The organism is Kocuria aegyptia (assembly GCF_039530085.1).
Lineage (GTDB): Bacteria > Actinomycetota > Actinomycetes > Actinomycetales > Micrococcaceae > Kocuria > Kocuria aegyptia.
Genome location: NZ_BAAAOA010000018.1, coordinates 1 through 23196 on the forward strand (window position 1 = coordinate 1; position 23196 = coordinate 23196).

General features: G+C 73.5%; 22 protein-coding genes. 19 read left to right on the forward strand and 3 right to left on the reverse strand.

Annotated elements, in window-relative coordinates:
* Positions 1-682 precede the first annotated feature (682 nt).
* Positions 683-1873 (reverse strand): CAP domain-containing protein, encoded by a 1191-nt coding sequence (locus tag ABD220_RS08665; protein WP_344121669.1) that lies wholly within the window; start codon positions 1871-1873, stop codon positions 683-685.
* Between the two features lie 433 nt (positions 1874-2306).
* Here ABD220_RS08665 and ABD220_RS08670 point away from each other — a divergent pair, with 433 nt between their 5' ends.
* From ABD220_RS08670 to ABD220_RS08680, 3 genes are all read left to right on the forward strand, one after another.
* Positions 2307-2735, forward strand: coding sequence for a hypothetical protein (locus ABD220_RS08670; protein ID WP_344121671.1), 429 nt, complete (start codon positions 2307-2309; stop codon positions 2733-2735).
* A 52-nt stretch (positions 2736-2787) separates the two neighbouring features.
* The gene (locus ABD220_RS08675) at positions 2788-4122 is read left to right on the forward strand and encodes a M20/M25/M40 family metallo-hydrolase (protein ID WP_344121673.1); all 1335 of its coding nucleotides are present in this window, start codon (positions 2788-2790) and stop codon (positions 4120-4122) included.
* A 158-nt stretch (positions 4123-4280) separates the two neighbouring features.
* On the forward strand, positions 4281-5474 hold the full coding sequence (locus tag ABD220_RS08680; RefSeq protein ID WP_344121740.1) for an acyl-CoA dehydrogenase family protein: 1194 nt from the start codon (positions 4281-4283) through the stop codon (positions 5472-5474).
* A gap of 28 nt (positions 5475-5502) precedes the next feature.
* Here the strand turns inward: ABD220_RS08680 and ABD220_RS08685 are convergent, their stop codons facing one another.
* Positions 5503-5736, reverse strand: a complete 234-nt coding sequence (locus tag ABD220_RS08685; RefSeq protein ID WP_344121675.1) for a DUF5703 family protein — start codon at positions 5734-5736, stop codon at positions 5503-5505.
* 40 nt (positions 5737-5776) lie between these two features.
* Here ABD220_RS08685 and ABD220_RS08690 point away from each other — a divergent pair, with 40 nt between their 5' ends.
* The 3 genes from ABD220_RS08690 (at position 5777) to mshC (ending at position 8469) form a co-directional block, all read left to right on the forward strand.
* Entirely contained in the window at positions 5777-6145 is a 369-nt protein-coding gene (locus ABD220_RS08690; protein ID WP_344121677.1) for a primosomal protein, read from the forward strand.
* Positions 6146-6257: 112 nt separating this feature from the next.
* Entirely contained in the window at positions 6258-7088 is an 831-nt protein-coding gene (locus tag ABD220_RS08695; protein WP_344121679.1) for an undecaprenyl-diphosphate phosphatase, read from the forward strand.
* A gap of 97 nt (positions 7089-7185) precedes the next feature.
* The gene (mshC, locus tag ABD220_RS08700; protein WP_344121681.1) at positions 7186-8469 is read left to right on the forward strand and encodes a cysteine--1-D-myo-inosityl 2-amino-2-deoxy-alpha-D-glucopyranoside ligase; all 1284 of its coding nucleotides are present in this window, start codon (positions 7186-7188) and stop codon (positions 8467-8469) included.
* A 93-nt stretch (positions 8470-8562) separates the two neighbouring features.
* Here mshC and ABD220_RS08705 read toward each other — a convergent pair whose 3' ends face one another.
* Positions 8563-9471 (reverse strand): PAC2 family protein, encoded by a 909-nt coding sequence (locus ABD220_RS08705; protein ID WP_344121742.1) that lies wholly within the window; start codon positions 9469-9471, stop codon positions 8563-8565.
* A 75-nt stretch (positions 9472-9546) separates the two neighbouring features.
* Here ABD220_RS08705 and ABD220_RS08710 point away from each other — a divergent pair, with 75 nt between their 5' ends.
* The 13 genes from ABD220_RS08710 to tatC all read left to right on the forward strand — a co-directional run bounded on the left by ABD220_RS08710 (position 9547) and on the right by tatC (position 23142).
* Positions 9547-10257: an HAD family hydrolase gene (locus tag ABD220_RS08710; protein WP_344121683.1), complete on the forward strand. Its 711-nt coding sequence runs from the start codon at positions 9547-9549 to the stop codon at positions 10255-10257.
* Positions 10254-11387, forward strand: a complete 1134-nt coding sequence (locus ABD220_RS08715) for a site-2 protease family protein (RefSeq protein WP_344121685.1) — start codon at positions 10254-10256, stop codon at positions 11385-11387. Before ABD220_RS08710 ends, ABD220_RS08715 begins: the two co-directional genes overlap by 4 nt.
* Positions 11388-11509: 122 nt before the next feature.
* Positions 11510-12616 (forward strand): tRNA (adenine-N1)-methyltransferase, encoded by a 1107-nt coding sequence (locus ABD220_RS08720; RefSeq protein WP_344121687.1) that lies wholly within the window; start codon positions 11510-11512, stop codon positions 12614-12616.
* Entirely contained in the window at positions 12613-14424 is a 1812-nt protein-coding gene (gene arc, locus ABD220_RS08725; protein WP_425552537.1) for a proteasome ATPase, read from the forward strand. Before ABD220_RS08720 ends, arc begins: the two co-directional genes overlap by 4 nt.
* Complete coding sequence (gene dop, locus ABD220_RS08730; RefSeq protein ID WP_344121689.1) at positions 14421-16058, forward strand: depupylase/deamidase Dop; 1638 nt, start codon at positions 14421-14423, stop codon at positions 16056-16058. Before arc ends, dop begins: the two co-directional genes overlap by 4 nt.
* A gap of 35 nt (positions 16059-16093) precedes the next feature.
* Positions 16094-16303: a ubiquitin-like protein Pup gene (locus ABD220_RS08735; protein WP_344121691.1), complete on the forward strand. Its 210-nt coding sequence runs from the start codon at positions 16094-16096 to the stop codon at positions 16301-16303.
* A gap of 5 nt (positions 16304-16308) precedes the next feature.
* Entirely contained in the window at positions 16309-17754 is a 1446-nt protein-coding gene (gene pafA, locus ABD220_RS08740; protein WP_344121693.1) for a Pup--protein ligase, read from the forward strand.
* Positions 17755-17885: 131 nt separating this feature from the next.
* Positions 17886-18845 carry an FKBP-type peptidyl-prolyl cis-trans isomerase gene (locus tag ABD220_RS08745; protein ID WP_344121695.1) on the forward strand — a complete coding sequence of 320 codons (960 nt, stop codon included), beginning with the start codon at positions 17886-17888 and terminating at the stop codon, positions 18843-18845.
* 88 nt (positions 18846-18933) lie between these two features.
* Positions 18934-19329, forward strand: coding sequence for an FKBP-type peptidyl-prolyl cis-trans isomerase (locus tag ABD220_RS08750; protein ID WP_058874923.1), 396 nt, complete (start codon positions 18934-18936; stop codon positions 19327-19329).
* An 11-nt stretch (positions 19330-19340) separates the two neighbouring features.
* Positions 19341-21416 (forward strand): WYL domain-containing transcriptional regulator, encoded by a 2076-nt coding sequence (locus ABD220_RS08755; RefSeq protein ID WP_344121698.1) that lies wholly within the window; start codon positions 19341-19343, stop codon positions 21414-21416.
* 23 nt (positions 21417-21439) lie between these two features.
* On the forward strand, positions 21440-21808 hold the full coding sequence (locus ABD220_RS08760) for a hypothetical protein (RefSeq protein ID WP_344121700.1): 369 nt from the start codon (positions 21440-21442) through the stop codon (positions 21806-21808).
* A complete protein-coding gene (gene tatA, locus ABD220_RS08765; protein ID WP_344121703.1) occupies positions 21801-22115 on the forward strand; it encodes a Sec-independent protein translocase subunit TatA in 315 nt (104 codons plus the stop codon). The genes ABD220_RS08760 and tatA overlap by 8 nt, the downstream gene beginning before the upstream one ends.
* A 133-nt stretch (positions 22116-22248) precedes the next feature.
* Positions 22249-23142 carry a twin-arginine translocase subunit TatC gene (tatC, locus tag ABD220_RS08770; protein ID WP_344121705.1) on the forward strand — a complete coding sequence of 298 codons (894 nt, stop codon included), beginning with the start codon at positions 22249-22251 and terminating at the stop codon, positions 23140-23142.
* Positions 23143-23196 lie beyond the last annotated feature (54 nt).

A 23196-nucleotide genomic window follows, 5' to 3' on the forward strand; every position in this document is an offset into this window, starting at 1 on the left:
GTGGCCCGGTACTGAAGCGTCTGGCTGTGCGTGAACATGCTGACCTCCGTCATCGAGTGCACTGGTCCTGCGCTGCCGGAGGACGTTCCGACCCGGGGCGCACAGGTAAGGCCACCCTAATCCGCCCTCAAGGGAATGGGAAGCTTGCTGATGACATGCAGGGTTGCGGCAGCTGTCGTCGGCGGGGAGCGCGGGCACCGCCCGCCCTGGGGGGCCACCCGTGCAGCAGCTGACCGTCCCCGCCCCGGCGGCCTGGCCCGGCTCGAGGAGCTGTCCGCCCCCGGCGCCCCGGCCCCGGCGGGCTCCGCGACCACGTGCACGCGAGCTCGCTGGACGACCACGCCCGCTCGTTGGTCTCCGGTTCGCCGGTCTCCGGCGGGACGCCGACCGAGGACGGAGGGACCGCCGGCGGTCGGCGCGGGCGGGGCCCCCGCACGGCGCTGCCCATGGCGCGCCGGGCGCGGCTCCAGGGGCTGCTGGTGGGCAGCCGGCGGGACCCGGCCGGCGTGGTGCGCGCGCCCGGGACGACCGCGCTGCGGCCGCTGGTCGACCTTCGCCATCGCCGGGTCGGGGCCGCCGACCCGTTCCGGGGGAGGGAGTCGGCCCGGCCACGTCGGCACGATCGTGCTCGAGCACCGCGCCCGGCCGGTGCCCCCCGGGAACGGTGTCCCGGGGCACGGGGTCACCAGCCGGTGACCCACACCTGGCCGGTGGCCGGGGACCAGTTCACCTTGTATCCGTTGGAGAAGCGCTGGTAGACGGTGGTCCCGGAGCGGATCTCGTCGGTGACGGGGTAGCCGTAGCCCCGCTCGAAGCCTGCGGCCTTCCAGGCACGGCCGATGGCGCCGGACTCGCTCACAGCGCGTGCGCCGTGGGCGCGCGTCCACAGCACCTTGGTGAGGACCCCGTCCCGGGAGAAGACCTGGTAGGAGGAGCCGTCGGCCAGCCGGCGCTCCTCCGTGGTCGGGAAGCCGTAGCCGTTCTCCCGCCCCGCGGCCACGAACTTCTGGCCGATGACCGTCGCGTTCTCGACCTGGTGGGCGCCCGTGGCGGGACTCCAGTACAGCGTGGACTTGCGCCCGTTCAGGGAGAACTCCTGATAGACGCCGCCGGCGCGCAGGCCGCCCCGCTCCGCCATCACGGGCTGACCGACGACCGCAGCGCCACCCAGGGCGTGGTACTTGGCGCCGATGGCGCCGCCCACGCCGTAGCCCGCGGGGACCTGGACGGGGACCTGGACGGGCGTCGACGTCTCATAGATGTAGGCAGGAGCCCCGGTCACACGAGCCGAGGCGTCCGCGGGTGCGCCGCCGTTGGCGTACCCGTAGAGGTTGACGGTGGAGAGCACCTGCCAGGGCTGCCCCGTGTTCTCGAGCCGGCCGTCCGCGTAGGTGAGGCCGATGCCGATCACCTCGTGGCGAGGATCCTTGATCGCCTTGTCGTGGGCGGCCGAGGACTTCCACCACTTCACGAGCGCGCGCACGTCCCGGTGGTACTCCAGGGCGATGACCTCGTTGGCGCTGGTCCAGGGCCCGGTCCTCGGGTCGGTGAGGAAGGCGGTGCTGTGGGAGAACTTCTCCTCGACCACCTGCCGGTCGGACTCCTTCTGCACCACCTGGGACAGCGTGGCGGAGTACTTGAGCGGCTTCACGCCGAGGGACTCGCGGTAGCGGTTGATCTCGTCGAGGATGATCTGGGCGTCGGCCTGTCGGGTGGCTGCGTCCACCGCGACGATGTCCTGGGCGGCAGCCTGGGCCGCCGGAGCGGCCAGCAGGGAGGTGCCGGCGAGGGTGGTGACGCCGATGCCGGCGGAGAGGGCCAGAGCGGCCATACGGCCGTGACGGCGCGCGGGGGCGCAGCGATGTTTCGCCATGGGTGCTTCTGCTTCCTGGTCTGTCTGCACGCACGGAGAAGTCGGGGGCTCCGCGCGGCGGGGGCTTGTCGTCGTCCGGCCGGACGACGAGACAGATTGGGCTGGGGAAGGCGCCCACGGAAAGGCTAGGGAATTTCTATTGCAAATAGGAAATGTGTGAATTTGTTTCGTCTATCACGGAACGATAACGGCGACATCACGGAATGTACCGACAGGCCCGTTCCCCCATGGTTATAGTGAGCGGTTCCCGTCCCGCCGAGCAGCACGCTCCACGACCCTCCGACCTCCCGGGCCGGGGCCCGGCGCCGGCCGAGGCGACACCCCGAGGGCGGCTGCCACCGCCGGCGAGGGCGTCCTCCGGGCGGCGTCCGTCCGGCGACCGGTCCGCGGCGGGTGAGGATAGGCTGGGAGCGCACGCCCGGAGAGGAGCCCGATGACCGTCCACGCCGCCCGCGCCGCCGGTGTCCGGGGCCCGCTGGGGCTCGTCCTCGCCGCCGCCCTGGGCCTCACCGGGTGCGGCCCGGACCTCGACACCCCCGAGGGCACCACCCGGGCATTCGTCGAGGCGATGGCCGAGCGTGACTGGGACGGCGCCTGCGACCTGCTGTCCCACGACTTCGTGCACCGTGCCACGGAGGGCAGCTCGCAGTACTGCGGCGTCCACCTCGAGCAGCGGCACCCGGACACCTCCCGCTACGGGACGCTCGCCGTCCAGGGCAAGGCCGTCGAGACCGCGGACGGGTACCGGCTCGAGGTCGCCCCCGAGAACGCGCCCGAGCAGACGGAGGAGGTCGTCGTGGTCGAGGAGTCCGGACGCCTGGTGCTGCTGGGCTACCCGGGTCGCGACACCGCCGTCCGCTGAGCCCCGTCCGCTGAGCCCCATCCGCCCACCAGGAACCCCAGGAAGGACCGCCATGACCGATCCTCAGACCGTTCCCGCCGCGGCGGACGCGTCGTCGCCCGAGGGCGAGACCGTCGAGATCTGCCGCAACCTCATCCGCATCGACACCTCCAACTACGGCAGCGGCGACGCCAAGGGGGAGCGGCGGGCCGCCGAGTACGTGGCCGGGCTGATCGAGGAGGTCGGTCTCTCGACGACCGTCCTGGAGTCCGCGCCCGGCCGGGCCAACGTCTTCGCCCGGATCGAGGGCACCGATCCCTCCGCCGACGCCCTGCTCGTGCACGGCCACCTCGACGTGGTGCCCGCGATCGCCGCGGACTGGTCCGTGGACCCGTTCGGGGGCGAGATCAGGGACGGCATGATCTGGGGCCGCGGCGCCGTGGACATGAAGGACATGGACGCCATGATGATCTCGGTGCTGCGCCACATGGTGCGCAGCGGAGACCGGCCGCGGCGGGACATCGTCTTCGGCTTCTTCGCCGACGAGGAGGCCGGCATGGCGTACGGCTCCCACTGGATCGCGGAGCACCACCGCGGGCTCTTCGACGGTGTCACCGACGCGATCAGCGAGGTCGGCGGGTACTCGGCCAGCATCGGCGGCCGGCGCGCCTACCTCCTACAGACAGCGGAGAAGGGCCTCATGTGGCTGCGCCTCAACGCGCAGGGAACGGCCGGGCACGGCTCCCAGATCAACGACGACAACCCGGTCACCCGGCTCTCGAGAGCGCTGGCCAACATCGGCGAGTACCAGTGGCCGATCGAGCTGACCAAGACCACCCGGGCGTTCCTCGACTCGGTCACCGAGTTGACGGGAGTGGAGTTCGACCCCCAGAACCCCCAGCGACTGCTCGCCGAGCTCGGCTCCGTGGCCCGGTTCGTGGGCGCGACCCTGCAGACCACCGCGAACCCGACCATGCTGGAGGCGGGCTACAAGGTCAACGTCATTCCCGGATCGGCCCAGGCCGGGCTGGACGTGCGCTACCTCCCGGGCCAGCGCGAGATCGTGCTGGAGAAGCTCGCGGAGCTCGCCGGGGACGGCGTCTCCTTCGAGTTCGAGTCGGACGACATCGCCCTCGAGGTGCCGTTCTCGGGGACCGTGGTCGACGCCATGGTCGACGCGCTGCACGCCGAGGACCCCGACGCGGTCGTGCTGCCGTACATGCTCTCCGGCGGGACGGACAACAAGTCCCTGGACCCGCTGGGCATCACCGGCTACGGCTTCGTGCCGCTGCGCCTGCCCGACGAGCTCGACTTCCCGGCCATGTTCCACGGCGTGGACGAGCGCGTTCCCACGGACTCCCTGGAGTTCGGCTCCCGTGTGCTGCACCGGCTGCTGACCCGGTACTGACCAGGTACCGCCCTCCCCACCGCCCCGGACCGCACGGCCTCCGGGCCATCGCGACCCCGAAGACCGCCGACAGGAGCCAGATGCCGCACGCGACCGGGCCGGAGCCCCAGCCCCCACGTCCCGAGGACCGGGCCCCGGAGGACCGGCCTCCCGAGGGCATGGCGACCCAGGCCCCCGCGCCCGGGGACCTGGCACCCGAGACCCTGCTGCCGGACGAGCTGCTGGCGACGTTCCGCGAGCGCGCCGCCGGCTACGACCGGCAGAACCGGTTCTTCGACGAGGACTTCGCGGATCTGGTGCGCATCGGCTATCCGCTCATGCTGGTGCCGCGGGACCGGGGCGGACTCGGGTTCACGCTGCAGCAGGCGGTCGCCGCCCAACGACGTCTCGCCGCGGCCGCGCCCGCCACGGCGCTGGGGATCAACATGCACCACGTCCTGGTGGGCGTGGCGCACACCCTGCGCCTGCGGGGGGACGCCCGGGCCGATCGAATCTTCGAGCAGGCCGCCGCCGGGGAGATCTTCGCCTTCGGCATCTCCGAGGCCGGCAACGACTCCGTGCTCTTCGACGCCGACACCACCGCCGTGGCCGCCGAGGATGGCTACCGGATCACCGGCACGAAGATCTTCACCTCGCTCTCCCCCGTGTGGACCCGGCTAATCGTCCACGCCCGCGACGACGCCGAGGGGCGCACCCCGCTGGTGTTCGGCTTCCTCGACCGGGCCGCGGAGGGCATCGAGGTCCTCGACGACTGGGACACCCTGGGCATGCGCGCCTCGCAGTCCCGGACCACCGTGCTGCGCTCCGTGCCGATGCCCGCGGATCAGGTGCTCACGCGCACCCCGGTGGGACCGAACCCGGACCCGGTGGTGTGGGGCGTCTTCGGCTGCTTCGAGCTGCTGCTGGCCGCCGTCTACACCGGGATCGCGGACCGGGCGGTGGAGCTGGCCGTGGAGATCGCCGGGACCCGGCGGGCCCGCGGCGGGGGAGCACCCCGTGCCGAGCACCCCGACGTCCGCTGGCAGATCGCCGAGGCCGCGCTCCTGCGCGACGGGGTGGAGCTGCAGCTGCTCCGGCTCACCGCGGACGTGGACGCCCTCGGCACCGCCGGCGCCCCGGACCACGGCCCCCGCTGGTTCCTGCTGTTCTCCGGGGTCAAGCACCGGGCCACCGAGGCGGCCCGTGAGGTCGTGGACCTCGCGCTGCGCACCGCCGGCGGGGCCCAGTACTCCCGGGGTCGGGAGTTGGAACGGCTGTACCGGGACGTGCTGGCCGGGATCTACCACCCCTCCGACAGCGAGTCCGTGCACGCGGCCGTGGCGAAGGCGCTGCTGGGCCCGATCGGGGGCTGAGAGCGGTCGGCGGGAGAGGCGTCCGGGCTCAGGCGGTGCGCTCCACGCGCATCACCCGGCGGCGCAGCCAGTACTTGCGGGTGCCACCGTAGAGCAGGACAGAACGGGTCAGTTCCCACTTGCCGTACTCGGCGTGCTCGCTGAGCCGGGCCCGTGCGTCGCCGACCGGCTCGTGCGGCGCCACCGTCAGCAGGAGGTACTCGTAGCGCTCGTCGGCGTCCCTCGTGAGGGTGGCCGAGCTGGTCCGGACTTGTTCTCTCATCGGTCCCCATTCTGCACGGATTAGCGCTAACGTCTACTCCATGAGCAATGATCCTCGTGCTGCGCTGCAGGCCCTCGTGAGCGCCTTCGAAGAACACCTCGTCGCGGCGTCCAACCGTCGCAGCGACGACGACCCCGCCGTCGACGGCGCCTACATCGCCATCGCCGACGCCTTCGACGCCTACGAGGAGGCGCTCTACGACGCCTACGACGAGGTCACCCCGCTGACCGTCTTCGCGGAGGACGATTCCGACGACGAGGACGACTCGGACGACGAGGACGACTCCGACGACGACTCGGACGAGGACGAGGAGCTCCTGGAGGACAACGAGATGCTCGACGAGGACCTCGTCGACGAGGAGGACTACGAGGACCTCGACGACACGGACGGGGCCCGCTCCGCCCGCTGACCGCCGCCGCCCGCCCCGCCTCCACCGGGGACCGCCCACACGGCGGGCCCTTCCGGTCATCCCCGGGCCTGTCCCGCCATCGGCGGCGCGGACGGTGCCGTAGGGTGGCCGGGTGAATTGGATCGAAACCATCATTCTCGGCCTCGTCCAGGGCCTGACCGAGTTCCTCCCGGTGTCCTCCTCGGCGCACCTGCGCATCGTGGGCGAGCTGCTGCCCAACAGCGCCGACCCCGGCGCCGCGTTCACGGCCATCACCCAGCTGGGCACCGAGACGGCCGTGGTCATCTACTTCTGGCGGGACATCGTCCGGATCCTCAAGCAGTGGACCCTGTCGCTGGTGGGACGGGTGGAGCGCTCGGACCCCGACGCCCGGATGGGGTGGCTGATCATCCTGGGCTCCCTGCCCATCGGCGTGCTGGGGCTGCTGCTGGAGGACTACATCGACACGGAGTTCCGCTCCCTGTGGATCACGGCCACGATGCTGGTGGTCTTCGGCGTGTTCCTGGCGGTGGCGGACCGGGTGGGCCGGCAGGCCCGGCACCTGGACGGCCTCACCGTCAAGCACGGCCTGCTCTACGGGCTGGCCCAGGCGCTGGCCCTGATTCCGGGGGTCTCGCGGTCCGGCGGCACCATCACGGCGGGGCTGCTGATGGGCTACACGCGCGAGGCCGCCGCCCGCTACGCGTTCCTGCTGGCCATCCCCGCGGTCTTCGCCTCGGGGCTGTACAAGCTGGCGAAGTCCGTGGGGCAGCCGCAGACCGGCCCCTTCGGCATGCTGGAGACGCTGCTGGCCACGGGCATCGCGTTCGTGGTGGCCTACGTGATCATCGGCTGGTTCATGCACTACATCTCCAACCGCAGCTACACGATCTTCGTGTGGTACCGCATCGCGCTGGGCCTGGTCATCTTCGTGCTGCTGGGCCTGGGGCTCATCAGCGCCTGAGCCCTGCGTCACCCCGGATCCGGGGACGCCGGCCGGTCCGGTAGGTTGGGTGAGGCCCCGTGGCCGTCGCCCGATCCCCGACCCACCCGAGGTGAGCATGAAAGCCTGGTCCGCCCGTCCCGTCCCCGACCTCCCCGGCGAGGCGGCCCTGCCCGTCGTGCAGGACACCCGGCTGCGACGGCGGGTGGAGCTGCCCCGGCAGGAGCGGGCGAGCCTCTACGTCTGCGGGATCACCCCGTACGACGCCACCCACATGGGCCACGCCGCCACGTACGTGGCCTTCGACCTGCTGCACCGCGCCTGGCTGGACGCGGGGACCCCGGTGGACTACGTGCAGAACGTCACCGACGTGGACGACCCCCTGCTCGAGCGGGCCGAGGCCACCGGCGTGGACTGGCGGGAGCTGGCCGCCGGGCAGACCGAGCTGTTCCGCACCGACATGAGCGCGCTCAACGTCCTCCCGCCCCAGCACTACGTGGGCGCCACCGAGTCCGTCGGCTGGATCGTCCCCGCCGTCGAGCGCCTCGTGGCGCGCGACCTCGCCTACCGGGTGGAGGGCCGGGACGGCGAGCCGGACGGGGACGTCTACTTCGACGTGCAGGCCGCCGGCGCGCTGCCCGCCGACGACGACGACGCGTGGGTGCTCGGCGACATCTCCCACCTGACTCCCGAGCAGATGCTCCCGCTGTTCGCCGAGCGCGGCGGGGACCCCGAGCGGCCCGGCAAGCGGCACCGGCTGGATCCGCTGCTGTGGCGCGCGGAGCGTCCCGGCGAGCCCGCCTGGGACGGCGCTTCACTGGGCCCGGGGCGTCCGGGCTGGCACATCGAGTGCTCGCTCATCGCCCTCGAGCACCTGCCCGCGCCGTTCACCGTCCAGGGCGGCGGCTCGGACCTGGTCTTCCCGCACCACGAGATGGGCGCGGGCCACTGCTGGGCGCTGACGGGCCGGCCCATGGCCCGGCACTTCCTGCACACGGGGATGGTCGGGCTCGACGGGGAGAAGATGTCCAAGTCCAAGGGCAACCTCGTGCTCGTCTCCGCCCTCCGGGCCCAGGGGGTGGACCCCGCCGTGATCCGCACCGCGATCCTGGCCCACCGCTACACCGAGGACTGGTACTGGACCGACCTCGTGCTGGCCGGCGCCGTCGCCCGCGTGGACGCGTGGCGCCGAGCCCTGGCCGTCGCTCCGGAGGGCAGCGCGGCCCCGCTGCTGGCGGCCGTGCGCACGGCCCTGGCCGACGACCTGGACGCCCCTGCCGCGCTGGCGGCCCTGGACGCGTGGGCCGCCGACGCCCTGACCCGTGGCACCCCGGGACCGCGCGGGGCGGACGCCCGGCTGGTCCGGGACCTGGTGGACGCCCGGCTCGGCATCGAGCTCTGACCCGCCCACGGGCCCGGTCCCGTGCGATGCCGAGGGGCGGCACCCGTCACCGGGTGCCGCCCCTCGGCGTCCGGTCCCGGGCGCCGGCCGCGCTCACTTCTCGTCGCGGCGGCGGCGCAGGTAGCGCTCGAACTCCCTGGCGATCGCGTCCCCGGTGGCCTCGGGCAGGTCCGTGGTGTCCTTCGCCTCCTCGAGCTGCTGGACGTAGGCGGCGATCTCGGGGTCGTCGGAGGCCAGCTCGTTGACCCCGCGCTCCCAGGCCTCGGCGTCCTCGGCGATGGCGTCCAGCGGCAGCGTGATGCTGAGCAGCTCCTCGAGCTCCCGCAGCAGGGCCAGCTCGGCCTTCGGCGAGGGGGACTGCGCCACGTAGTGGGGCACCGCCGCCCACAGGCTGACGGTGGGGAACCCGCCGAGGGAGGCCATGTGGGAGAGCAGCCCCACGATCCCGGTGGGCCCCTCGTACTGGGAGGAGTCGATGTCCAGCTCCTCCTGGAGCTCGGCGGTGTCGGAGGTCTTGGTCACCGGGATGGGCCGGGTGTGCGGCACGTCCGCGAGCAGCGCCCCGACCATCACCACGAAGTCGACGTCGAGCAGGGTGGCCTGCTCGAGCAACTCCGCGGTGAAGGAGCGCCACCGGTAGGAGGGCTCCCAGCCGTGCAGCAGCACCAGGTCGAGGTTGGTGCCGGGCACCGTGGCCGTGGAGAGCCGGGTCGTGGGCCAGACGATCTTCACCTCGCCCGTCGCCCCGCGGCGCACGATGGGCCGGGAGAACTGGTAGTCGTAGTAGTCGTCCGACGTCACCTCGAAGACGTCCTTCGCCCCGTAGTGGCCGGCCAGGAACTGCACGGCGTCCGTGGCGGCGTCCCCGGCGTCGTTCCACCCCTCGAACGCGGCCACCAGCACGGTCACGCGCTCCTGGTCACCGTCCTCGCGGACCACGCCGAACGGCCCCGCCTGGGGACGGGGGAACGTCTCGTCGAAGTTGTTGCTCACGGACCCCACACTACGCGCCGGGGCATCGACGGCAAGAGGCCCCGGCACGACGAGCACCGTGTTGCGGACACTACGATGGAGCCCATGTCCCTGCTCCCGTCCGCGCCCCCCGACGACCTCCTGCCCACGGCCGTGCTGTTCGACATGGACGGGACGCTCGTGGACACCGAGCCGTACTGGATCGAGGCCGAGATCGAGCTGGTCCGCTCCCACGGGGGGACCTGGACCGAGGCCGATGCCCTGGCCATGGTCGGCACCGGCCTCGAGGACGCTGCCGCCGTGTTCCAGCGCCAGGGGGTGCGCCTGGGGATCCGGGAGATCGTCGACGGACTCCTCGCCCGGGTCGCGGCCCGCACCCGGGAGCGGGTCGTGTACAAGGAGGGGGCGCCGGAGCTGGTCGCCGCCCTGCGCGAGCGCGGCGTGCCGCTGGCCCTGGTCACCAGCAGCGAGGCGCCCCTGGCCGAGGTCGTCCTCGACGCCTTCGGCGGCCCGGGCGTCTTCGACGTCGTGGTCACCGGCGACCTCGGACACCCGGCGAAGCCGGCCCCCGATCCGTACCGGATCGGCGCCGCCGCGCTGACCGAGTGCGTGGGCCGGCCGCTGGAGCGCGCCGGCATGGTCGCCGTCGAGGACTCCCGCACGGGCATCCGCTCGGCGACCGCCGCGGGGATCTTCACCGTGGGCGTGCCCAACATGGTCCCGCTCGACGACGCCGGCGCCGACCTCGTGCTGCCCAGCCTCGCCGGGGTGGGCCCCGAGGACCTCGGGCGGATCGTGGCCGGGGCCCGCGCGTGAGCCGGACCCGCTCCGCGGGCGTCCCCCTGGGCAGCATCGGCGGGGTGCCCGTGACCCTCTCCTGGTCGTGGTTCGTGATCGCCGTGGTCACCGTGGTCCTCTACACCCCCGTACTGATGGAGGCCTACCCCCGGCTGGGCGCGCTCAACTACGCCGCGTCCCTCGGCTTCGCCCTGACCCTGGCGCTGTCCGTGCTGCTGCACGAACTGGCCCACGCCTGGACGGGCCGGGCCTTCGGCTGGCCCACGGGCCGGATCGTGCTCAGCCTGCTCGGCGGCCACACCCACTTCGGGGACGTGCGCAGCACGCCGCTGGCCTCCGCCGTGGTCTCGCTCGCCGGACCCGCCGTCAACCTCGCGCTCGGCCTGGCGGGCTGGACGCTGCTGCGCACGGGGGAGCCGTCCCCCACGCTCGGCTGGGTGCTGCTCGACCTCACCACGTGGGCGAACCTCATCGTGGGCGTCTTCAACGTGCTGCCGGGTCTTCCCCTGGACGGCGGCCGGGTGGTGGAGGCCCTCGTCTGGGCGGTCACGGGCCGGGAGCACCACGGCACGGTGGTGGCGGCCTGGACGGGCCGGCTGCTCGCCGTGGGCCTCGTCGCCGGGACCGCGGCCACCGGCCTGTGGCGTCAGCCCGTCGCCCTCGTGCTCGTCGTCCTCATCGCCGGCTTCATGTGGCAGGGCGCCGGCGCCTCCCTGCGCGGGGCGACCGTGCTGTCCCGCGTGCACGGCGTCAGCGCCGCCGCGCTGGCCGAACCCGCCGTGGCGGTGCCGTCCGGCGCCTCCCTGGCCCACACCGACCGGGTGGTCACCGACCACCTCGCCCGCGACGCAGGCCCGGGCGGCGCGGTCCCGCACGTGCTGGCGGTCTCCCCGGACCGCCAGGTGGTGGGCCTGCTCGTGCCGGCCGCGGCCGAGGCCGTGCCCGCGGCCCGGCGGGCGAACACCCCGCTGACGTCCGTGCTGCAGCACCTGCCCGCCGACGCCGTGCTCGACGCCGGGCTGCGCGAGGAGGCGCTGCTGCGCGCCGTCGCGGCCCGGGAGTACCCCCACTACGTGGTGACGGGACCCGACGGCGCCCTGGTGGGCGTGCTGCGCACCGCCGCCCTCGAGCGGCTGCTGGCCGGCTGACCCCCGCGGCGGCGGCACCCCGCACCACGGTGACACAATGGGGGTGGACCTCGGGGTCGGCGCAGCTGCCGCCGGCCCCCGCACCACCCGACCAGACCACGCCCCGCCCCGAGAGTGAGCCGATGACCGGAACCGCTGACCAGACCACCGCCCCCTCGCCCGCGTCCCCGCGGGGCGCCGCCAACCGGCGCGGCCCCTTCCGGGCCGGGGAGCGCGTGCAGCTGACCGACGAGCGCGGGCGGATGAACACGGTCACGCTGGCGGACGGCGGCGAGTTCCACTCCCACCGCGGGGTGCTCGGCCACGGCGAGCTCATCGGCCGCCCGGAGGGCACCGTGGTCGAGAACTCCGCCGGGTTCCGCTACCAGGCCCTGCGACCGCTGCTCAAGGACTTCGTGCTGTCCATGCCGCGCGGCGCCGCGGTGGTCTATCCCAAGGACGCCGGCCAGATCGTCACGATGGCCGACATTTTCCCGGGCGCCCGCGTGGTCGAGGCCGGCGTCGGCTCCGGCGCCCTGTCCATCTCCCTGCTGCGCGCAGTGGGGGACGAGGGCCACCTGCACTCCTTCGAGCGGCGGGCGGAGTTCGCCGACATCGCCCGCGGCAACGTGGAGACCATGTTCGGCGGCCCCCACCCCGCGTGGCAGATCAGCATCGGGGACCTCGCCGAGGAGCTCGGCGAGCACGAGCAGCCCGGCTCCGTGGACCGCGTGGTCCTGGACATGCTCGCCCCGTGGGAGTGCCTCGACGCGGTGGCCACGGCCCTGGCCCCCGGCGGGGTGGTCATGTGCTACGTCGCGACCGTCACCCAGCTCTCCCGCACCGCCGAGGCGATGCGCGCCGACGGCCGCTTCACCGAGCCCGACGCCTCCGAGACCATGGTCCGCGGCTGGCACGTGGAGGGCCTGGCCGTGCGCCCCGACCACCGGATGGTCGCCCACACCGGTTTCCTGCTCTCCGCCCGCCGGCTGGCCGACGGCTCCGAGCGGCTGGCGCCCAAGCGCCGGGCCTCCAAATCCGAGTACAGCGAGGAGGACCTCCAGGCCTGGACCCCCGTGGCCCTCGGCGAGCGGGACGTCACGGACAAGAAGCTGCGCCGCGCCGGCCGCGAGGCCCTCGGCCTGGCCGAGCGCGCCGCCCGCGCGGGAGCGCCGGCCGACGCCCCCGGGACGACGCCCCCGCCCGCACCGGCCCCCGGACCCGAGCACCCCCACGAGGAGCGCCCGTGAACGAGACCTCCCCGCAGCAGACCACGGGGCCGGCCGGCGCCGGACCGGCGGACGCCGAGCAGACCCGCCGCGCCCTGATCAACGCCCAGCGGCAGGTCAACATCCTGCGCGACCAGAAGCGCGCCCTCGACAAGCAGCTCGCCGCCGCCGGGACCCAGAACCAGAAGCTCGTCCGGCTCCTCGACGCCACCCGCACCGAGATCGCCCAGCTCAAGCGCGCCCTGGAGAACGACCTCGTCCCGCCGCTGAGCCAGGGCACCGTCCTGCAGGCCAACCCCGGCCGCGCCCCCGTCGGGGAGCAGACGGGCACCGGGCCCGCCGTCACCGACCGCACCCTCGACGTCCTCGTCGCCGGCCGCCGCATGCGCGTGGCGCTGAGCCCGCTCGTGAGCTTCACCGCCTGCGAACCCGGCCGGCAGGTCCTGCTCGACCAGAACTACACCGTGGGCGCCGTCCTCGACTACGAGCAGACCGGCGAGATCGCCACCGTGAAGGAGATCGTCGACCACGACCGCGTCCTCACCGTGGGCCGCTCCGACGAGGAGCGCGTGCTGCTGCTCTCCGGGCTCCTGCGCCGCAACCGCCCGGAGATCGGCGACGCCGTGTCCATCGACCACCGCACCGGCTTCGCCCTCGAGCCCATCGAGCGCTCCGACGTCGAGCAGCTCGTCCTCGAGGAGGTCCCCGCCGTCTCCTACGACGACATCGGCGGCCTCGGCCCGCAGATCGAGCAGATCCGCGACGCCGTGGAGCTGCCCTTCGTCCACCCCGAACTCTACCGCGAGCACGGCCTCACCCCGCCCAAGGGCATCCTCCTCTACGGGCCCCCCGGCAACGGCAAGACCCTCATCGCGAAGGCCGTCGCCCGCTCCCTCGCCGAGCGCGCCGCCGACCGCGCCGGGCGCGGGAAGGCCCTGGGCTACTTCCTCAACATCAAGGGCCCCGAGCTGCTGGACAAGTACGTGGGGGAGACCGAGCGCCAGATCCGCTCCATCTTCCTGCGCGCCCGCGAGCAGGCCGCCCGCGGCATCCCCGTGGTCGTGTTCTTCGACGAGATGGACTCCCTGTTCCGCACCCGCGGCTCCGGCCTGTCCTCGGACGTGGAGACGACCATCGTGCCGCAGCTGCTCACGGAGATCGACGGCGTGGAGCGCCTCGACAACGTGATCGTCATCGGCGCCACCAACCGCGAGGACATGATCGACCCCGCCGTGCTGCGCCCGGGCCGCCTCGACGTGAAGATCCGCATCGACCGCCCGGACGCCGAGGGCGCCGCCGAGATCCTCCGCCTCTACGTCACCGAGGACCTGCCCCTGCGCCAGGACGAGGTCGACGCCGCCGGCTCCCGCACAGGGGCCGTCGCCGGCCTCGTGGACGCCGCCGTCGCCCGGATGTACGAGAAGAGCCCCGGCACCCGGTTCCTGCACCTGAGCTACCGGGACGGCACCGAGGAGACCCTCTACTTCAGCGACTTCACCTCCGGGGCGGTCATCCGCAACGTGGTGGACCGGGCCAAGAAGCAGGCCATCAAGGACCTGCTCACCACCGGGGTCCGCGGCCTGGGCCGCGACCACCTGGTCCGCGCGGTGGACGAGGAGTTCCACGAGCAGCAGGACCTGCCCAACACCTCCAACCCGGAGGACTGGGCCCGCATCTCGGGGCGCCGCGGGGACACCATCACGGACCTGCGCGTGGTCCTGCACCGCGACCCGCACCCGGCCGGGCCCGGCGAGCGCCACGCCTCCGCACCGGCCGGGCGGACCGGTCCCGCCCCGACCGGACCCGCCACGGGGGAGGGCACCGCGTGAGCGTCCGCCGCGTCATGGGCGCCGAGACCGAGTTCGGCGTGCTCGCCGCCGGCAACCCGCGCGCCAACGCCACCGTGCTCTCCAGCCAGGTGGTCACCACCTACGCCGCCCTCGTGCGGCGGCGCCTCGGGGCCTCCGGCGCCACCGCCGGCTGGGACTACCACGGCGAGACCCCGCTCGAGGACGCCCGCGGCTTCACGGTTCCCCGCGAGCAGGCGGACCCGTCGCAGCTCACCGACGCCGCTCCCGTACTCACCGCCGAGGAGGTCGCCGCCGAGGCCCTCCGGGAGACCGGGACCCACGCCGAGACCCTGGACTGGCGGCAGGTGGTGATGAACACCGTCCTGCCCAACGGCGCCCGCCTCTACGTGGACCACTCGCACCCCGAGTACTCCTCCCCGGAGGTCACCACCCCCCGCGACGCCGTCCTCTGGGACGCCGCCGGGGACCGGGTCGCCCTCGACGCGGTCCGGGCGATCGCCGCCAGCGCCGCCACGACCGGCCTCGACGTGGTGAACCTCTACAAGAACAACACCGACAACAAGTCCGTCTCCTACGGCGCCCACGAGAACTACCTCGTGCCCCGCGCCGTGCCCTTCCCCGCGCTCGCCGCCGGCCTGCTGCCCTTCTTCGCCTCCCGGCAGGTCGTCTGCGGCGCCGGCCGCGTCGGCCTCGGCGACCGGGGCGGTCGCCCGGGCTTCCAGATCAGCCAGCGCGCGGACTTCTTCGAGCGCGAGGTCGGCCTGGAGACCACCGTCCACCGGCCGATCGTCAACACCCGCGACGAACCCCACGCCGAGCGCGCCCGCCACCGGCGCCTGCACGTCATCATCGGCGACGCCAACCTCTCCCACACCTCGAGCCTGCTGAAGTTCGGCACCACCTCCCTGGTCCTGGGCCTGATCGAGGCCGGCGCCGCCCCCGATCTCGCCCTCGCCGACCCGGTGGCCGCGCTGCAGGCGATCAGCCACGACCCGGGACTGACCACCACCGTCCCGCTCCGGGACGGCCGGCGGCTCACGGGCGTCCAGCTGCAGCGGCTCTACCTCGAGGCCGCCCGGGCGCACGAGGACGCGACCGGGGGCCCCGACCCGGACACCCGCGAGGTCCTCGAACTGTGGGAGGAGGTCCTCGACGCCCTCGAGACCGACCCCCTGTCCCTGGCGGACCGCCTGGACTGGGTCGCCAAGCACGCCCTGCTCCTGGGCTACCGGGAGCGCGACGGCCTCGCCTGGGACGACCCGCGCCTGACGCTGATCGACCTGCAGTACGCGGACGTGCGCCCGGAGAAGGGGCTGCACCACCGGCTGGTCGCGACCGGCCGGATGCGCACCCTCTTCACCGCGGAGGAGGTGGAGCGTGCGGCGGGCCTGCCTCCCGCCGACACCCGGGCGTGGTTCCGGGGCCGGCTGGTGACCCGCTTCCCCGACGACGTCCTCACGGCCAACTGGGACTCGGTCTCGCTCGCCCTGCCCGGCGTCCGCCGCGGCGCGCGGATCACGATGCCCGAGCCGCTCGGACTGACCCGCGAGGACGTCGACCCCCTGCTGTCCGCGGCGCCCGACGCCGAGCACCTCGTCCGCGCCCTCGCCGCGGCCCGACCCGCCCTGGTGCACACCGGCTCCCTCGGCTGAGCACCCCGACCACCACACCCCAGGAGGACCCCGTCATGGCCCAGGAACGCATCTTCGGCACCGGCGCCCAGCGCCGCGAGGAGACCGAGCTCCCCGAGCCCGGTGCCCCCGCCCCCACGGCCCCCACCGCCCAGGCGCAGAGCAGCACCGGCAGCGCCGACGACCTGCTCGCCGAGATCGACGGCGTGCTCGAGTCCAACGCCGAGGAGTTCGTGAAGGGCTTCGTCCAGAAGGGCGGCCAGTAGCCCCCATGGACCGTAGGATCTACGGGGTGGAGACCGAGTTCGGCCTCGCCCACAGCGCCCCGGGCGCCCGCCCGCTCAGCCCGGAGGAGGCCGCGCGCACCCTCTTCCGCCCCGTCGTGGCCTGGGGCCGGTCCTCGAACGTGTTCCTGCCCAACGGCGGGCGCCTCTACCTGGACGTCGGCTCCCACCCCGAGTACGCCACCGCGGAGTGCGCCACGCTCGAGGACCTCGTCGCCCAGGACAAGGCCGGTGAGCTGATCGTCGACGACCTCCGGCGGCAGGCCCAGGACGCCCTGCGGGAACAGGGCACGGCCGGGCAGCTGTACCTGTTCAAGAACAACGTGGACTCGCGCGGCAACTCCTACGGCTCCCACGAGAACTACCTCATCGCCCGGCGCACCGAGTTCGCCCGGCTCGTGCAGATCCTCATCCCGTTCCTCGTCACCCGTCAGCTGCTCGTCGGCGCCGGCAAGGTGCACCCCGCCGGGCCCGAGGACTTCGGCGCCGTGCGGATGGGGGACGACACCGGGGCGCCCAGCTACTCCTTCTCCCAGCGCGCGGACCACATCTGGGAGGGCTCCTCGTCGGCCACCACGCGCTCCCGGCCCCTCATCAACACCCGGGACGAGCCGCACGCCGACGCAGAGCACTACCGCCGGCTGCACGTCATCGTGGGCGACTCCACGATGTCCCAGACCACCACCGCCCTGCGGATCGGGACCACCGACCTCGTCCTGCGGATGATCGAGGCCGGGCAGATCCTGCCCGACCGCACCATGGTGGACCCGGTCCGGTCCCTGCGGGAGGTCTCCCACGACCTCACCGGCACCCGCCCGGTCCTCCTCGCGGACGGCACCCGCCGCTCCGCCCTGGACCTCCAGCACGAGCACCTGGAGGCCGTGCGCCGCTTCGTGGACCGCGAAGGCGCCCACCACGACCGGGTCCCGTGGGTGCTCGACCTGTGGGCGCGGACCCTCGACGCCGTGGCCCACCAGGACACCTCCGCGATCGACACCGAGATCGACTGGGCGATCAAGAAGAAGCTGCTCGACGGCTACGCCGCCCGCGACGGCCTGGACCTCTCGGCGCCCCGGATGGCGCAGCTGGACCTCGCCTACCACGACACCGCCCCCGAGCGGGGACTGTTCAACCTCCTGCAGCGCCGGGGACGGGCCGCGACCTTCGTCCCCGACGAACGGGTCCAGGACGCCGCCCGGACCCCGCCCGCCACGCGCGCCGCCGTGCGCGGCCGGTTCATCGACGCGGCGCTCGCCTCCGGGCACCACTACACCGTGGACTGGGTGCACCTGAAGCTCAACGACCGCGGCCGCAGCACGGTGCTGTGCAAGGACCCGTTCGCCGCACGGAACCCCGAGGCCGACGCCCTGGTGGCCGCCCTGGGCGAGTCCGGCGCCGCCGGTCGGGGCGCCGGGGACGCCCCCGTGGTCTGAACCCAGCCGGGGACCGCCGGACGCCCACCGTCCAGTCAACGCCCAGCGCCCTGCACTAGGCTGGCCGCCGTCCCGGCCCGATCCGCCCGACCCACCGACCCCAACCGGCCCGACCCCTGAGGAAGAATCCTGTGCGAAAGACCCTGACCACCTCCGGTGCCGCCCTGTCCCTGGCGCTCGTCCTCGCGGGCTGCTCCGGGCCCGGCGTCGACTCCGTGGAGCTCAGCAACGAACCCGACCCGGGCACGGCCCCGTCGGTCACGTTCGAGACCCCGCTCAACGCCGAGGAGGCCGGCGCGAAGGAGCTGCGCGAGGGCGAGGGGGAGGAGCTCGCCGAGGGCGACACCATCCTGCTGCAGGCGGCCCTCTACAAGGGCTCCGACGGCACCTCCATCGGCGAGACCTACTCCCGCGGCGCCGGCCAGGTGCTCCAGCTCGAGGAAGGCCTCCAGGAATCCATCCCGGAGATGTACGAGGCGCTCGTGGGCGCCAAGGAGGGCGCGATCATCGCGTACTCCTCCCCGGAGACCGCCGGCGCCGCCGGCGACGAGTCCACCTCCGTGGAGGTCTACGAGGTCGTCCGGAAGATCCCCACCCAGATCGAGGGCGAGATGCAGGACAGCCCCCGGGGCCTGCCGGAGATCACCGAGAACGACGAGGGCGTGCCGGCCGTGGCGAAGCCGGAGGGCAAGGCCCCGGCGAAGCTGGTCTCCGAGTACCTCATCGAGGGCGACGGCGAGGAGGTCGCCGAGGGCGACACCGTGATCGCGCACTACGTGGGCGTGAAGTGGTCCGACGGCGAGACCTTCGACTCCTCCTACGAGAACGGCGCCCCCGCGTCCTTCCCCCTCGACAACGTCATCGAGGGCTGGCAGGAGGGCCTCGAGGGCAAGAAGCAGGGCTCCCGCGTGATCCTCTCCGTGCCCGTCGGCCAGGCCTACGGCACGGAGAAGGAGCTCGGCAAGGACTCCGACTACCCGGCCGGCAGCCTGCTCTTCGTCGTCGACATCCTCGCGGCCGTGGACACCCCCGAGGCCCCGGCCGGGGACGAGCCCTCCGCCTCGCCGTCCCCCTCCGCGACCGAGGAGTAGCCCGCGGTCGGCTATGGTGGCCCGGTGGGGCCGCGGCCCCGCCGTTCCCGACGACCACGCGTCGACGACCCGACGAACAGGAGCACTCATGTCCTTCGGAGAGCGCAAGCTCGACCGCAGCAAGCCCGAGATCGACTTCCCCGAGGGGGAGGCCCCGACCGAGCTCGTCATCACGGACCTCGTGGAGGGCACCGGCGCGGAGGCGACCCCCGGCAAGCAGATCTCCTGCCACTACGTGGGCGTGACGTTCTCCGCCGGCGAGGAGTTCGACGCCTCCTGGAACCGCGGCCAGCCCCTCGACTTCACCGTGGGCATCGGCCAGGTCATCGAGGGCTGGGACAAGGGCCTGCTGGGCATGAAGGTCGGCGGACGCCGCCGGCTGGAGATCCCCTCGGACCAGGCCTACGGCTCCAGGGGCGCCGGCGGGGTCATCGGCCCGGACGAGGCCCTGATCTTCGTGGTGGACCTCCTGGACGTGCGCTGAGGACCCACCGGATGGCAGCCCGATCGACGGAGCGGCTTCTCAACCTGCTCATTGCCCTGGTCTCCCGCGAACGCGGGTACACCCGCGCCGAGCTCCGGGAGGCCGTTCCGTCGTACGCGGAGTCCGCGTCCGACGAGGCCTTCGAGCGGATGTTCGAGCGCGACAAGGCGGAGCTGCGCGACCTCGGCTACCCCATCGAGGAGGTCTCCGAGGACCCCCTGTTCCCCGACGACACGCACGGCCACCGCTACCGGATCCCGCGCGGCTCCTTCACGCTGCCGCCGCTGCAGTTCACGGCGGAGGAGTCCGCCGTGCTCGCGCTGGCGGCCAACGCCTGGACGGACGCCTCCCTGGGAGAGCTCGCCCACCGGGCCCTGCGCAAGCTCGAGCCCGCCATCGGGGGCCTGCCGGAGGACGACGCCCCGCCGCTGCTGCAGCCCACCCTCACCGCCCACGAGCCGTCCTTCGAGCCGCTGCTCTCCGCCGTGGTGCGCCACCGCGAGGTGCGCTTCGACTACCTCGCCCGCAGCACCGACGAGCTCACCACCCGGCGGCTGCGGCCATGGGGGATCGGCTCCCGCTACGGCAACTGGTACGTGGTCGGCTGGGACCTCGACCGCAAGGACTCCCGCACGTTCCGGCTGTCACGGATCATGTCCGACGTCACGGTGACCCGCAAGGAGTTCGACCCGCCCGAGGGGTTCTCCATGAACGAGGCGCTGTCCCACATGGTCTCCCACGCCCCCGCGCGCACCGTGGAGGTGCTCGCCCGCCCCGGCCACGCGCAGATGCTGCGCCGCATGGCCGCCCGGCAGGAGGCGGGCGTCGGCGCCGGGAACGGCGTGGACCGGTGGGACCGGCTGCACATCCCCTTCGCGGAGACCGAGATCCTCGCCGAGGAGATCGCCGCGGCCGGCCCCGGCGTCGTCGTCCCCCAGGACGGGGACGGCACCGCCCCCACCATGCAGGCCGAGGTGCGGGCCGCCGTGGTGCGCCGGCTGGAGAGCGCCGCGTCCGCCGCGGCGCGGTTCCGCGGGGTGCAGGTCGACTGGAGCCTGCGGTCCCGCAAGGGCACGCGCAACAAGCTCTCCACCGCCGACCACCTCTCACGGCTGCTCGAGATCGTCCGCTGGGTATACGCCCACCAGGGCGCGGAGCTCGAGGAGACCGCCCGCCGGTTCGGGATCACCGACCAGGAGCTGATCGCGGACCTCAACACCCTCTTCGTGTGCGGCAAGCCCGGGCACATGCCGGACCAGCTGATCGACGCGTCCTGGGACGACGGCCACGTCTACCTCTCCAACGCGGACGAGCTCTCCGACCCCGTGCGCCTCACGCAGCCGGAGGCCTCGGCGCTGCTCGTGGGGCTGCAGACGCTGCGCACCGTGCCCGGCGGGGACTCCGAGGCGGTGGCCTCCGCGATCGCGAAGGTCGCCGGCGCGGCGGGTGACGCGGGGGTGCTCGCCAACGCGGTGGGCGCCCGCCCCATCACGGACACCCCCGCGCCCGCCCTCGCCGACGTCATGTCCGCGGTGCGCCGCGCCGTGGAGCAGCGCCGCCGGATCCGGATCCGCTACGTGGTCCCGTCCCGCGACGAGCTCACGGAGCGCGTCGTCGACCCGGTCCAGGTCTTCTCCTCCAACACCCACTGGTACGTGCGCGCCTGGTGCCTCGACGCCGAGGGGATGCGCAACTTCCGGCTGGACCGGATTTCCGCCGTCGAGGACGCCGGCCCGGCGGGGGAGCGCCCCGCCGCCCAGGAGGCCGCCGCCGCGGCACCGCCTGCCCCCGGCACCCCGGACACCGTGGAGGTCGTGCTCGTCACCGACCGGCGCAGCCGGTGGATCGCCGACCAGTACCACGCCGTCCGCACGGCCGTGGTCCGGGTCCCCGGCGGGGCCCGCACCGGCCCGGCGGCCGACCACGAGGCCGCGCTCATCGGGTTCCAGACGCCCGAGGCCGTGTGCGCCCTCGTCACCCGCTACGGCGGCCAGCTCGCCGTGCTCGGCCCCTACGACGTCGTGGCGCAGGTGGAACTCTGGGTGAACTCTGCGCTCGGCGCGTACGGGACGTCCGGGCCGGGCTGATCCGCCCGCCTATACTGAAGGGCATGCTCTGGTGGTCCTGGGTCCTGCTGTGGACGGTCCTCGTCCTGCTCGGCGCGGCGTTCCTCGGACTGATGCTGTGGCGGCTGGTGAAGACCTTCTTCGCCCTGCTCCGGGACACGGAGTCGGCGGCCGCGGAGTTCTCCCAGCGCTGGGAGGACGCCGCCGCCGGGGTGCAGCGCCCCGTGCGGGTCGCCCCGGATCCGGCCCTGTTCACCCCGGTGGGGCAAGCCGTGGCCGACTACCGGGCCGGCCGTGACCAACGAGAAACCGCCCGTCTGAGACGCCGCATCGAGCGCAAGGACCGGATGGGCCGGCCGCAGCGGATCGGCGACATCCGCCGGGCCGAACGGAAAGGAATGTTCAATGGGTAGGCTCTTCGACAGCCCCTTCATGATCCTGATCATCCTGCTGGTGATCCTGCTGCTGTTCGGCGCGCCCAAGCTCCCGGGCATGGCCCGCAGCCTCGGCCAGTCGCTGCGCATCTTCAAGTCCGAGGTGAAGGAGATGAAGAAGGACGACCAGCCGGACGGCTCGGACGTGGTCATCGACGGCAAGCCCGTGGAGTCCGGCCGGGACGTGACCCCGGACCGGGCCCCGGGCACCCCCGGAACCGCCGGCCCGTCCGGCACGGACGCCCCGCGCGACCCCGAGCAGCACCCCGGCCGCCCGCCGGCCTGACCGCCCGCCCCTGACCGGGGCTCCTCCGCCGTCCCGGTCCGCCGCGCCGCCGGCCGTCCCGCGCCCCGCCCGGGGCGGTGGACGCCCGCCCGGCCGCGGCGCACCGCGCCACCACCACGTCCCGAAGGTCCCCATGTCCTCGCAGTCCCCCCGCGGCCCGAAGAAGCGCCGGACCGCGCGCAAGGCCAATCCGCAGGCGCAGATGGCCCTGGCCGAGCACCTGCGGGAGCTGCGCAACCGGCTGATCAAGTCCGCGGTGGCCACCGTGGTGGGCATGGTCGGCGGCTTCTTCCTGTACATCCCGTTCATGGCCTACATCACGGAGCCCCTCCAGCGGCTGGCCGCCGCGGAGGGCAGCGAGGCCTCCATCAACTACTCGGCCGTGGGCTCGTCCTTCAACATCATGGTGGAGGTCTCCCTGGTGCTCGGCCTGGTGCTGGCCAGCCCCGTGTGGCTCTACCAGCTCTGGGCGTTCGTGACGCCGGCCCTGCACCGGTCCGAGCGCCGCTACGCGATCGGCTTCCTGGCCGCGGCCGTCCCGCTGTTCCTGGGCGGGATCGCGGTCGCGGTGCTCACCCTGCCCACCGCCGTCTACGCGCTCACCGCCTTCACCCCGGCGGGCGGGACCAACTTCATCTCCGCGGACGTGTACCTGCGGTTCTTCCTCCAGCTGATCCTCACCTTCGGGGTGGCCTTCGTGCTGCCCGTGTTCCTGGTGGGCCTGAACATGCTGGGCCTGCTCTCCGGGCGCACGGTGCTCAAGAGCTGGCGGATCGTCGTGGTCCTCGTCATGGTCGTCTCGGCGATGGCCGCCCCCGGTCCGGACCCGATGACGATGTTCTACCTCGCCGTGCCGCTGCTCACGCTCTTCTTCGTGGCGGTCGGGCTGTGCCTGCTCCTGGACCGCCGGCGGGCCCGGAAGGAGGCCCGTCTCGCGGCGGGCACGGGCGCCGCGGCCGACGTCGCGACTCCCGCCGAGGAGCTCGGGCGCCTGGGCCACGACCCCGAGGACGGCTCCCGCCCCTGATCCGCTCGGCCCGTCGCGAACGGGCGGCTGACGAGGCCCTCCCCGGGCGGGCCG

Coding starts and splice junctions, on each gene's coding strand:
- ABD220_RS08760 (WP_344121700.1), top strand. CDS start 21,440: ATGCTCTGGTGGTCCTGGGTCCTGCTGTGGACGGTCCTCGTCCTGCTC.
- ABD220_RS08690 (WP_344121677.1), top strand. CDS start 5,777: ATGAGCAATGATCCTCGTGCTGCGCTGCAGGCCCTCGTGAGCGCCTTC.
- tatA (WP_344121703.1), top strand. CDS start 21,801: ATGGGTAGGCTCTTCGACAGCCCCTTCATGATCCTGATCATCCTGCTG.
- ABD220_RS08665 (WP_344121669.1), bottom strand. CDS start 1,873: ATGGCGAAACATCGCTGCGCCCCCGCGCGCCGTCACGGCCGTATGGCC.
- mshC (WP_344121681.1), top strand. CDS start 7,186: ATGAAAGCCTGGTCCGCCCGTCCCGTCCCCGACCTCCCCGGCGAGGCG.
- tatC (WP_344121705.1), top strand. CDS start 22,249: ATGTCCTCGCAGTCCCCCCGCGGCCCGAAGAAGCGCCGGACCGCGCGC.
- ABD220_RS08675 (WP_344121673.1), top strand. CDS start 2,788: ATGACCGATCCTCAGACCGTTCCCGCCGCGGCGGACGCGTCGTCGCCC.
- ABD220_RS08670 (WP_344121671.1), top strand. CDS start 2,307: ATGACCGTCCACGCCGCCCGCGCCGCCGGTGTCCGGGGCCCGCTGGGG.
- ABD220_RS08710 (WP_344121683.1), top strand. CDS start 9,547: ATGTCCCTGCTCCCGTCCGCGCCCCCCGACGACCTCCTGCCCACGGCC.
- ABD220_RS08680 (WP_344121740.1), top strand. CDS start 4,281: ATGGCGACCCAGGCCCCCGCGCCCGGGGACCTGGCACCCGAGACCCTG.
- ABD220_RS08685 (WP_344121675.1), bottom strand. CDS start 5,736: ATGAGAGAACAAGTCCGGACCAGCTCGGCCACCCTCACGAGGGACGCC.
- ABD220_RS08735 (WP_344121691.1), top strand. CDS start 16,094: ATGGCCCAGGAACGCATCTTCGGCACCGGCGCCCAGCGCCGCGAGGAG.
- pafA (WP_344121693.1), top strand. CDS start 16,309: ATGGACCGTAGGATCTACGGGGTGGAGACCGAGTTCGGCCTCGCCCAC.
- ABD220_RS08755 (WP_344121698.1), top strand. CDS start 19,341: ATGGCAGCCCGATCGACGGAGCGGCTTCTCAACCTGCTCATTGCCCTG.
- ABD220_RS08750 (WP_058874923.1), top strand. CDS start 18,934: ATGTCCTTCGGAGAGCGCAAGCTCGACCGCAGCAAGCCCGAGATCGAC.
- ABD220_RS08720 (WP_344121687.1), top strand. CDS start 11,510: ATGACCGGAACCGCTGACCAGACCACCGCCCCCTCGCCCGCGTCCCCG.